Origin of the sequence: Anabaena cylindrica UHCC 0172 (assembly GCF_034931625.1) — a bacterium.
GTDB lineage: Bacteria > Cyanobacteriota > Cyanobacteriia > Cyanobacteriales > Nostocaceae > Anabaena > Anabaena cylindrica_A.
On sequence record NZ_JAYGGY010000002.1, the window covers coordinates 110006 to 122446 of the forward strand.

The 12441-nt window shown below is 37.8% G+C and carries 4 protein-coding genes; 2 read left to right on the forward strand and 2 right to left on the reverse strand.

Features of this window, described 5'->3' with window-relative positions; genetic code table 11:
• Positions 1 to 48: 48 nt before the first annotated feature.
• Both VB713_RS01095 and VB713_RS01100 read right to left on the reverse strand, forming a co-directional pair.
• On the reverse strand, positions 49 to 9210 hold the full coding sequence (locus VB713_RS01095) for a non-ribosomal peptide synthetase (protein WP_323309740.1): 9162 nt from the start codon (positions 9208 to 9210) through the stop codon (positions 49 to 51).
• A 155-nt stretch (positions 9211 to 9365) separates the two neighbouring features.
• Positions 9366 to 9938, reverse strand: coding sequence for an aspartyl/asparaginyl beta-hydroxylase domain-containing protein (locus VB713_RS01100; RefSeq protein ID WP_323309741.1), 573 nt, complete (start codon positions 9936 to 9938; stop codon positions 9366 to 9368).
• Positions 9939 to 10210: 272 nt separating this feature from the next.
• On the opposite strand from VB713_RS01100, the gene VB713_RS01105 reads away from it, so the two are divergent.
• Both VB713_RS01105 and VB713_RS01110 read left to right on the forward strand, forming a co-directional pair.
• Positions 10211 to 10975, forward strand: coding sequence for an SDR family oxidoreductase (locus tag VB713_RS01105; protein WP_323309742.1), 765 nt, complete (start codon positions 10211 to 10213; stop codon positions 10973 to 10975).
• A gap of 96 nt (positions 10976 to 11071) precedes the next feature.
• Positions 11072 to 12412, forward strand: a complete 1341-nt coding sequence (locus VB713_RS01110; RefSeq protein ID WP_323309743.1) for an MFS transporter — start codon at positions 11072 to 11074, stop codon at positions 12410 to 12412.
• Positions 12413 to 12441: the final 29 nt, after the last annotated feature.

A 12441-nucleotide genomic window follows, 5' to 3' on the forward strand; every position in this document is an offset into this window, starting at 1 on the left:
GAAGTCAAGTATCTTATCGCCTTACCTGAATTAATTATTAGGATTTTTTTATTCTAAGTCTTCTAAAATCGAATCTAGTTCGTTTTCAGATAAGTCAACTAGGTTGAAATCGGTAGCACTATAAAATGATGAATTATTAGAGGTTGCATCTGTGAGGTATAAACGCAGGTTTTCTACATATTTTTCTCCTAGATGATCGATAGTTTGTTTTTGATGTATGTTTTGACTGTATGACCATTCTATTTGCAGAAAATCATTTTGGATATGGGCATTAATTGCTAATAGATGAGGACGTTCTTGTTTAGCAAATAGCCCTGTTCCTGTGGGTGCATGACTAATTTTAAATAGGTGATTATCTGGGGATTTGTTGTCAATTTGCCCCAAATAATTGAAACTGATGGCGGCTTGATTAGCATGATTAAGGTTTTCCTGTAAGGTTTTATTTTGACTGAGATATCGTAGTAATCCAAAACTGATGCCATGATGGGGAATGCTTCTCAATTGGGTTTTAATTGCTTTAATTAATGCATCCTCATGGGTATTGGCTGCTGGTTGTTGTAGCAGAATTGGGTAAAGAGAGGTAAACCAACCTACTGTTCTAGAAATATCTAATTGATCATTTATTTGTTCTCTACCATGTCCCTCTAAATCAATGAGCCAATTGTCAGATTTATAAGTTTCCCAAAGAGTTTTAAATAATGCTGCCAACATGATTTCTTGGATGTTAGCATGATAGTTTATTGTTGCTTGTTTGAGGAGAATATTTGTCTCTTCTGGGGTTAATTGGTAAGATATGATGGCTATGCTGTCTACTGTATTTTTATCGTTGATAACTGGATAATCAACGGGTAAGGTGGCGACGGGAGTTGAGAGAATGTTTTGCCAAAAGGGAATATCTTTAGCGATCGCATCAGAATCTGCTAAAGTTCGCAAGGATGCAGTCCATTCTCGATAGGAGGATGTTTTTGATGGTAGGGAAATAGGTTGATTATCTATGGTTTGTTGATAAGCTTGGTTTAAATCTGTTAGTAAAATTCGCCAGGATACACCATCTATAATTAAATGATGGGCAAAGAGAAATAAAACGTTACCATACTCGCTAAGATTAGTCGCATATAATAACCGGAATAGGGGCGGATTATCTAATTGAAAACTTGCGTGTTCTGCTTCGACCATTGCGGTTAAAGCCTCTTGCTGGCTTTGGGGTGAATGGTTGCTAAAGTCTGCAATCTGCAAAGGTGTGGTTTTCGCAGCACCAGTATAAAATTGCTGCCATTGTCCTTGATTTTGGGAGAATCCTAGGCGAAAAACATCGTGATGGGCAACTAAGGCGTTTAAGGACACAATCAAGGCATCTATATTTAAAGGTTCACTGCTATTCAGGGCTATTGCTTGATTCCAGTGGTGGAGATGAGTCCAATTTTTGCTCAAAAACCAATGCTGAATAGGGGAAAGATCCACTGCGCCGGTTAACGGTTCGGTAATTTCGATTTTCTGGGCTAATGGTTGAGCGATAGCGAAGCGCTCCGTAGCGATCGCAGCTAGTCGTGATAAAGTTTGAGCTTCAAAGATATCTTTGGGGTTAATTTCCCAACCAGCAGCACGAATGCGAGAAACTATTTGCAAACTGATAATCGAATCTCCTCCCAACTCGAAGAAATTATCATCGGGATTAACGGTTTCTATCCCTAAAATTTCTGCCCAAATCTGGGCAAATATCTCCTCTGTGGGGGTTTTGGCGATAGTTGGAGTGGTTGATATTTCCGGTGCAGGTAGGACTCGACGATCTATTTTTCCGTTGGGGGTGACTGGCCAAGAGGAAACTAACACCACTGCACTGGGAACCATATATGCAGGTAAAATTTCTGCTAAATAATCCTTTAGTTCTTGGCTAGTTGGTGGGTTGTCTTGCGGTGCTAGGGCGTAAGCAACTATGCGTTTCCGTCCGGGTAAGTCTTGGCGCAAAAGAACTACCGCGCTATCTACGGTTTCATGCTTGGTTAAGGCAGCTTCGATTTCACCTAGTTCTATGCGATAACCATTAAGTTTAACTTGGGCATCCTGACGACCCATGAAGCGGATATTACCTTGTAAATCATATACACCGCGATCGCCTGTTTTGTAAAGTCTAGCTCCCGGTGTTTTACTAAAGGGATGGGGAATAAATGCGACTGCGGTTAAATCGGGACGGTGTAAATAACCCCGCGCTAAACTAATGCCTCCAATATATATTTCCCCAGTTACCCCCGGTGCTACTGGTTCTAAAAATGAGTCGAGGAGATAAATTTCCACATTAGCGATCGCACTGCCAATACTCGGTTCTCCCAATAAATTGCTACAATTCATCAAACTGGCACAAACTGTAGCTTCTGTTGGTCCATAGGCATTAAAACAAGTGCGATTATTACTACTCCACCGCCGCAATAAATCCCCAGAAACTGTTTCTCCTGCCACAATTAAAGTCTGCAATTGGGGTAAATCTGCGGTGCTGATAATTGCCACTAAGGAAGGAGGCAGAGTAACATGAGTGACTTCCCATGCAGTCAATTTATCCCAAAGGGCAGCACTAGGAGAACGATTTGCCTGTTCTTGCAGATATAGAGTAGCACCACTACCCAAAGCCATGAAAATCTCGGAAATTGCCGCATCAAAATTCAAAGAAGCAAATTGATAAACGCGACTTTCGGCTGTGACACCGAAACTTGCAGTTTGATTCCGTACCAGATTCTCTATCCCTACATGAGACACTAAAACACCCTTTGGTTTACCTGTGGAACCAGATGTATAGATAACATAAGCCAGATTTTCTGGTCTAACTTTTAAGCAAGGACGAGGAACATTTGCAGTTAAATCTAGTTCAGAAATAGCAATAACTTTCACATCATCTGGAAATAATCCCTGTGCAGAAACTGCTTTTGTCAAAATCAACCGAGTTTGACTGTCCTCTACAATAAATTGCCGTCGCGTTTCTGGATAACTGCGATCTAAAGGCAAAAAGGCTGCACCTATTTTTAACACAGCCAGGAGAGCAATAATATATTCAATAGAAGGATCAAAATATAAGCCAATTATGGACTCAAATCCAAAACCTGTAGCAATGAGTTTAGCTGCCAAATTATTGGCATATTTTTCCAAATCACTATAAGTAATCTCACTATCACCACAAACTAAAGCCACACCATCAGGCTGTAAATCAGACCATTCTTCAAATAATTGATGGGCGGGACGAAAATCTCCCCAGGTAATAATATTAACTGCACTACTATTAATAATCTTTTCTTGCTCTGATGCTGATAACGCCTGGATTTTTCCTAATGGCACATTCGGCTGTTCAGCCATATTCATCATGATATTTCGCAAGCGTAACAGCATTATTTTAGCTGCTATAGGCGATAAAAATTGAGTTTGATAATTCAGTTTTAACAACAATCCTTGATCAGGAATTACCCCCACCGTCAATGGATAATTTGTTCTTTCATAAAACTGGATATCATCAACTCTAAAATCCTGCCCTTGTTCCTTTAAGCTTTGGTCAACAGGATAATTTTCAAATACTAAAATGCTCTCAAATAAAGACTCCCCAGACCCTAATTGAATCTCTTTTTGAATATCTGTTAATTTACTATACTCATATTCTCGCATTTCGACATGATGCTGTTGAATGTTTTGCAGCCAAGCAGCAACAGATAAACCAGGATTAATTTGGACTCGCATGGGCAAAGTATTAATAAATAACCCTACCATACTTTCTACTTCTGCTAATTCTGGAGGTCTACCAGAAACAGTAACACCAAATAATACATCTTCCCCTGCTCCATGTTTTTGTAAACACAGTCCCCAAGCACCTTGAGCTACAGTATTTAATGTTAATCGCTGGTTTTGTGCCATCTTTTGCAACAAAGCAAATTCATCTTGACTCAGACGTAATTCTACTTCTTGATATGCAGGTAAATTAACATCAAATTCTGATTCTGGTATCTGCCAAGACAGACGAGTAGATGTAGAAACACCTGCTAAATTTTCCTGCCAAAACAGTTTTGCTTCCTGCAAATTTCGAGTTGCTAACCACTGAATATAATGGCGATAAGGAGGAACTGGTGACAAAGAATGGGGAACTCTTTGACAGGTTGATTGATAAATAGTCAGAACTTCTTTGAAAATAACTGGTAATGACCAACCATCAAGGGTAATATGGTGATGACTCCACACCCATTGCCAGGTAGAATTATCTAAGCGAATGACGCTAAACCGCATTAAAGGAGATTGATCTAAGATAAATCCTTGTTGTCTATCTATAACTAGATACTGTTGAAGTTTTTCTTCTTGCTGAATAGGTGATAAATCACGCCAATCTTTTTGTAAAATAGAGAATTTAACAGATTTATTCACAATTTGTAAGGGCATATCTTGGTTATCCCAAACAAAGGCACTCCGCAAAATTGGATGTCTATCTACAACAGATTGCCAAGCAAAGTTAAAGTTATCAACATCAAATTTACCAATAATTTTACCTGTTACCTGTTCAAAGTAAATTCCATCTTCTAGATTATAGATTGAGTGAAATAACATTCCTTCCTGCAAAGGAGACAGAGGATAAATGTCTTCTAATTTGGCATATTTTTCTTGGAGAATATTTACAGAAGATTGAGAAATTTGCACCAAAGGAAAATCTGATGGTGTATATCCTCCCACACCTACTTCTGTACAATAATTGATAATTTCCAGGAGATTTTTCTGAAATTCATCCACCCATTTAGTAATTGTTTCTTCTTTGTGTAAGTTAGAACTATATAACCAATCAACCCGCAATTCCCCTTCCACAACAATACCGTTAATATCAATAAGATGGGGACGCAAACCTTCAGGATTTCGAGTTGGTTCTATTTCTGCATTCAATAAGCGGAATAATTTATTTTTACCACTTTCGCTGCGGACTTGACCAAGATAATTAAAACTGATTTCCGGTGATTGATAATTGGTAAATTTCGGCTTTTCTCCCTCTTCAAGATATCTTAAAAGTCCATAACCAAACCCACGTTTAGGGATAGCACGGAGTTGTTCTTTGACAGTTTTAATAATTTCTGATTCTAAATTAATATCCGGTAATTCTAAATTGAGGGGATAAAGAGTGGTGAACCAACCAAGGGTACGGGTGATATCCAAATCTGAAGATAATTCCTCTCTACCATGCCCTTCCATCATAATTTGGAGATTTGATTTTTGGGTGATATTTCCCAAAGTTTTCACCAAAGCTGCAAGTAATAATTCTTGGGGTTGAGTGCGGTAAGTTTTATTGGCTTTTGTTAAAAAAATCTGAGTTTGTGCTGCGGTTAATTTACAAGCAACTGTTTTCACAGAAGACTCTAAATTATCTGTCAACACATGGGGGAAATCTAGGGGTATTTTGGCTGTTTCTTTTTGAATAGTATTGAGCCAAAATGGTATTTCTGCTTGCATATCTGTAGAGTTCGTATAGGTTTGCAGAAAGTGACTCCATTCTTGGAAAGATGAAGTAGCAGGAGAAAGTTGACTACCACTAATGATTTCTACTAAATCTTGCAATAAAATCCGCCAAGAAACCCCATCAATAATCAAGTGATGAATTACTATTAAAAGTCGAGAAGGGCGATTTTCTCCTAAATTAAACCAAATTGACCGAGCTAGAGGTCCATCAGTTAAATTTAGCGATCGCTGTACTCTCTCCCCAACTTCTCTCATAATAGTATTTTGTTCTAACTCTGTCTTCAGAGCCAAATCCGCAATTTCCCAAGTTAAATTCTCTCCTTGGATAGATGTTTTTTCTACATAAAACTGTTTCCAAACACCTTTTTCTTGTTGAAACCGTAACCGCAAAGTATCATGATATTCGGAAATTAATTGAATTGCATCTGCAATTGTGGACGGTTCTAGAGATTGATTAACTTCCAAAAATAAGGCTTGATTCCAATGGTGAGGATTAGGAATATTTAGATCAAAAAACCATCTTTGAATAGGAGTCAAAGGCACTTCCCCGGCAACTATAGCAGTAGTTTCTACTGGCAAATTCTGCTTTTGTGCTACAGTAGACAGGCGTTTGACAGTTTGTTCTTGAAAAATTTCCTTCGGTGTTAATATCCAACCTTGACGGCGCATTTCTGTAACAACTCGCAACGCCAAAATAGAATCACCACCCAAATCAAAGAAATTATCTTCAATGCTAATTGCATCTATACCTAAAACCTGCTCCCAAACCTGACAAATTACCTTTTCAGCCTCGGTTTCTGGTGCTATTAAAGTGCGTCTAACCGCCGCTTTATTCCAATCTGGTTTAGGTAATGCTTGACGATTAATCTTACCTTGAGCAGTCAATGGCATCGCATCCACCACCATAAAAGCCGCCGGGATCATATAATCTGGTAAACGCTCTTTTAGATCCGTCCGCAACTGATTTTGATAGCGAAGCGCTGCTGTAAGCAGATCAATCTCACCATTTGGGACAATATAAGCCACCAAACGCTGATCATCCTCAATTTCTGAGTAAACAATAACCACAGCTTCTAACACCTGTGGAAGTGCAGACAAAGCTGCCTCAATTTCACCCAGTTCAATGCGAAAACCCCGGACTTTTACCTGTAAATCACAGCGTCCTAAATATTCAATATCACCATTTCTCAACCTTCTTGCTAAATCTCCTGTCCGGTACAACCTCGCACCCGGTTGTTGACTAAAAGGATCAGGAATAAACCTTTGGGCTGTCAAAGCAGAACGATTCAGATAACCTCTAGATACCCCCATACCACCCACATACATTTCCCCAGGAACACCATAAGGTGAAGGTTCAAAGGCAGAATCTAATATCTGCAAAGATAAATCTGCAATAGGTACACCAATCACACTACCGCGATTTTCTAAAATATCCTCTTCTAAAATAGGACGGTAAGTAACGTGAACAGTAGTTTCCGTAATCCCATACATATTAATCAAACGCGGATAACTATCACCATAGCGTTTAATCCAAGGTTTAAGACTTTGTAATTCTAATGCTTCTCCACCAAAAATAATTACTCGTAAGCTATTTAATTTATCGGCAAATTCTTCATCAGCCCGGATTAATTGCCGGAAAGCAGAAGGAGTTTGATTGAGAATAGTAACGCCTTCTTGTTGTAAAAGAGTGCGGAAAGCTGCGGGAGAACGACTTTCTAAATAAGGAACTATAACTAATTTACCACCATATAACAATGCTCCCCATATTTCCCACACTGAAAAATCAAAAGCGAAGGAGTGAAACATTGTCCAAACATCGTTGTGATTAAACTCAAACCATTTTTGGGTATTTCCCATGAGTCTAACAACGTTGTTATGACTGACTAAACAACCCTTTGGTTGTCCAGTAGAACCGCTAGTGTAGATAATATAAGCTATTTGATGAGGGAGAATTTGAGTAGTAATGGTTACATTTGTTGCCAACTCTATTTTATCAATTACCAGAACTTCCTCAATATTTCTAGGAATTGTAGATAGTAAATTTTTTACTGTTAACAACAAATGAATTCCACTATCTTGAGCAATAAAACCTAGTCTTTCTGGTGGATATTGAGGATCTAGCGGTACATAAGTTCCACCCGCTTTCAAAACTGCCAGTATAGAAATTATTAACTCTACACTACGTTCTTGAAAAATCCCTACTCGTGTTTCTGTACCCACTCCTTTGTTTTGTAAAGCAGCAGCTAGGTGATTTGAACGTTCGTCTAATTCTTGATAAGTTAATTTTTTTTCTGAGTCAATTACAGCTATTTTATCACTATAAATATTAGCACTTTTAGTAAATAGCTCAACTAAATTTGTTGTCTCTGATTTTGTATATTCTAATTTAGAGCCTAATGCTAAAAGTTCTTGTCGTTCACTGATTGTCAATAAAGGTAAAACATTAATATCAACATCAGGAATACTAACAACAGTAATTAACAATTGTTGATAATGTGTGAGTATTTGTTGGGCAGTTTCGGCTGTAAATAAATCAGTATTATATTCTAGTGCTACTATCCATCCCTCAGCAGCAGGTTCCAACATTAGACTCAGATCAAACTTAGCACCACCATTATCCAGATAGATAGGTGTAATTGTAATTTCTGGTAATTGAATTTCGCCAATTGGGGCATTTTGTAGAGCAAAAAGTGTCTGAAAAATTGGTGAACGACTGGGATCACGCTTGATGTTCAGTTTGTCAATTATTATTTCTAAAGGAACATCTTGATGTGCGTAAGCATCTACACAAGTTCCAGAAATTCGCTGCAATAATTGTCGAAATGAAGGTTGTCCAGAAAGATCACATCGTAGGGGTAAAGTATTGACAAAACAACCAATTAAGTTTTCAATTTCGCTCCGTTGGCGATTAGCAAAAGGACTACCGACGACAATATCATTTTGACCAGAATAACGAAATAATAAAACTTGATAAACTGCCAATGCCACCATGAAAAAGGTAACACCTTCAGCTTTAGCTAATTCTTCTAAAGAATGAGTAATAGATGCTGATAGCGGTTCACGCAACACTGCACCATCAAAAGTTTGTGATGCTGGACGGATTTTATCTACAGGTAAATCAAGAATTGGCAAAGGAGACGCTAAGGTTTGTTCCCAATATGCTAATTGTTGTTGAATTGCCTGTGTTTGCAACCAAGTTTCTTGCCATTCGGCATAATCTCCATATTGGATTGCTAGTTCTGGCAGAGAAATATGTGAACCTTTAACAGCAGCACTATAAAATTGAGTTATTTCTTGAATAAATATTCCTAATGACCAACCATCACTGATAATGTGATGCAAATTTATTAAAAGAATATGCTCTTGTATTGATATTTGATACAAGATTACTCTCATCAATTGGTCTTTGGCTAGATTGAATGGTTGACGCGATTCTGTTTCTAAGATGATTTTAAGATGATCAGATTGCTCATCTACAGATGATTTTATGATTTTATATTCGAGATTAAATTCCCATTCTGGATAAATTAATTGAACAGGTTCCGCATTTTCTACAGCAAAGGTTGTTCTGAGAATTTCATGACGGTTGATAATTTCCCGAAAGCTATTTTCTAAGGCTATTCGATTAAGATTTCCTCTTAACTTTAAGGCAATAGGAATATTATAAGCTATATTGCCAGGAGATAATATTTCCTGATACCATAGTTGTCTTTGAGAGAGAGACAAAGGCAATACATAAACTTCCATAAATCAAATCACCAAAGTTAGGCAGCATCAATTTCAATGAAGCAATAGCCAGCAATGTTTAAAGGTGAAAAACCTTATATAATAGGCTTTTTGGGGCTGTCTGGCTATTTTGAATAGTTATTGTGTAATAGACTAAAAGCTAACTGAATGATTAATTATTGTGATAATTCGGTTTGAGATAAAATATTTAACCAATATTCTTCATCCATTTCTTGATTGTTGGTTATTTGCTCTGTTAAAGTTGAATCAGGCCTCTTAAAGTCAATAAGTAAAACTATTCTTGTTTTATCAGATTTGTTCCACGCTTCATGCTCATAAGTATCATCAAAAATTAGGCATTTTCCTTCCTGCCAACTTTTGGTTTCTTTATCTACCCGAATGGCACAATCATCCGGTACAACTAAACCTAAGTGACAACGAAGAACAGCCTTAGTAGCCCCAAAGTGAGGCCCAATATATGTCCCTGGTGCTAAAGAAGAAAATCCGGCTGACATCATACCGGGGATATTCTCAACTAGTTTGGTTGTTTCAGGACATAATCTACAGTTTTCCTCTAATCTTTGTCCAAAGGCATACAACCCAAAAACTTCCCAACCTTGGTTATAAATGTTTTTTTCCGGCCAATCAATAAAATTCTTTGGCTGAAGTTGTTCTAATTCGGTGCGAACCACCAACCAGTTATGCTCTAAAGGTGTAATAAATTCAAAATCTCTAGATTTAAAAAACATATCTCAGTATTTTAATTTTCTAGTTTGCAATAATGCCAGTAAATTTCCTTCGATAGCAGAATATCATAAATTTCAAAATTTTGACCTGATGTGTAAAAAATATTTTTTTGGAAAATTTTCCAGACAGCAGAAACTCTCAGGTTCATTATAAAGTACAGTTGACACTGTATAATCCTGACAAAAATCCAATCAATCTTGATACATAATCCAGGAAATGTATACCTGGAAGGCATCTGTAGTTAAAAGTAGTTAAAAATGGAAATAAATGGACTATGAAATTAGAAAATATTAGAGCTATAGTTACTGGTGCAGCCAGTGGTATTGGGCGTTGTATCGCGCTAGAAATGGCGCGTGCTGGGGCTAAGGTGGTTGGTGGTGATTTAGATATGGACGGGCTAAAAAATTTAGAAACAGAAGCCGTAGAACTGCCCGGAGAAATCTACGGCTTGCATCTTGATGTAGCCAATGAATCAAGCGTTAAAGATTTTATACCTTTAGCATACGAAAAAATTGGATATGCTAATACCCTAGTTAATAATGCAGGTATACTTAGGGATGGTCTACTAGTTACACAAGATGAAGAGGGGTGGTTACGTAAACTGCCAACGGCTCAATGGAAGCGGGTGATTGATGTAAATTTGACTGGTGCTTTTTTCATGGCACGAGAGTTTGCAGCTTTAGCAATTGAGCAAAATATTTCCCCTGCTTTAATCATCAATATTTCTTCTGTGACTAGGTCAGGTAATCCTGGTCAGTCTAATTATAGTGCTTCCAAAGCAGGACTAGATGCAGATACACGCACATGGGCTTTGGAATTAGCTGCTTTCGGTTTTCGAGTAGCAGGTATAGCACCAGGGTTAACAAATACGCCAATTTTGAGTCGGGTATCCCCAGATGCTCTAGCGGAAATGACTGCTAATATACCTTTGGGGCGTATTGCTGAACCTTATGAAATCTGGCAAGCTGCACGTTTTATTATTGAATGCGACTACTTTACTGGTAGCATTATAGACGTGGATGGAGGGGCGCGATTTTAAGCTACATATATATTAGAAGGGTAGAGAAGAGAGTTTGTAGACCTTAATTAACTGAAAGAACCAATTTTTACAACTCACTAAATATAAGTCCCAACTATGAGACATTTTAATCAACTTATTGAAACGATTCGTGAACTCCGTAACTTTATTATTTTCTGGTTAGGGCAGTCTCTGTCTGAAATCGGCAATCGTCTCACAGGATTTGGTTTAAGTATTTGGGTTTATCAAAATACTCACGCCGTTGCCCAATTAAGCCTAGTTTTATTTTTTACGACATTACCAGGTGTATTAATTACTCCTTTTGTTGGTGCATTGGTAGATAAATGGCATCGTAAATCAACAATTATTATCAGTGAAATAGGTGCAGCCACTGTTATACTCATGCTTGCATTACTGCTACTGACTGGCAATCTAGAACTCTGGCATACCTATGTTGCTGCATTTTTTACCTCAGTCTGCGGTTCTTTTCAAATGACGGCAAAGGCTGCTGCTTTACCGATGATGGTTTCTAGTAATCAGATGGGGAGAGCTAATGGTTTGATACATTTTAGTTCAGCGGTAGGACAATTAGCAGCACCAGTATTAGCAGGTATCATCATCGTTAATTTCCAACTTCAAGGTTTATTAATGATAGATTTATGCAGCTATTTGATTGGGTTTTTAACGTTATTAATTATTGATATTCCTCAGCCTGAGCCTAGCATTATCCCAATAACAGGAATAACTGCTATCTTCAATAACATCTTTTACGGCTGGGAAAATATTTCTTCTCGCCTTTTTTTGATGATCATGCTGGCATTCATGACAATGAATTCTTTTGTGAATGGTATGACTACAGTTTTAATTAATCCCCTTATTTTATCCTTTTCCACAGCAACAACCTATGGCAGTATCATGTCAATCGCTGGCTGTGGAATGCTTGCTGGCAGTATTTTTATGAGTATCTGGGGAGGAGGGAAGAAATCTATTTCTCCCCTATTTATATTTTCTGCTTTAAATGGCATAGCTTTAATGATTACTGGGTTCAAACCTTCGATTTTGCTCATCACACTGGGTATATCGCTTTCGTTTTTTACCCTGCCAATTATTCTCAGCACTAATGCCACAATTTGGCAAAATAGTGTACATCCAAATGTTCAAGGGCGTGTACTGTCACTATTTTACACTATTACAGGCTTGGGGGCAGCTTTCGGTACTCTCAGTGCTAGTCCACTCACTGACACAATTTTAGAACCTATGCTGGATTTTGATGGGATACTTGCTAACAGTATTGGTAGATTCATTGAAACAGGACCTGGTCGGGGAATTGGGTTTTTGATGATTATAGAAGGGGTGCTGATATTATTTGTGTCCATCATTTTGTTCAATTATTTTTACTTTCGACATATTGATGAGGAGTTGTTAGTTGGTGATGGAAAAACTGTAGAGAATTTATGAGCGGAAGGAATTTATACCCACCCAGTCAG

What these genes read in the sequence shown, in the direction of transcription:
- VB713_RS01110 (WP_323309743.1), top strand. Translation starts at nt 11,072, where the DNA reads ATGAGACATTTTAATCAACTTATTGAAACGATTCGTGAACTCCGTAAC.
- VB713_RS01100 (WP_323309741.1), bottom strand. Translation starts at nt 9,938, where the DNA reads ATGTTTTTTAAATCTAGAGATTTTGAATTTATTACACCTTTAGAGCAT.
- VB713_RS01105 (WP_323309742.1), top strand. Translation starts at nt 10,211, where the DNA reads ATGAAATTAGAAAATATTAGAGCTATAGTTACTGGTGCAGCCAGTGGT.
- VB713_RS01095 (WP_323309740.1), bottom strand. Translation starts at nt 9,210, where the DNA reads ATGGAAGTTTATGTATTGCCTTTGTCTCTCTCTCAAAGACAACTATGG.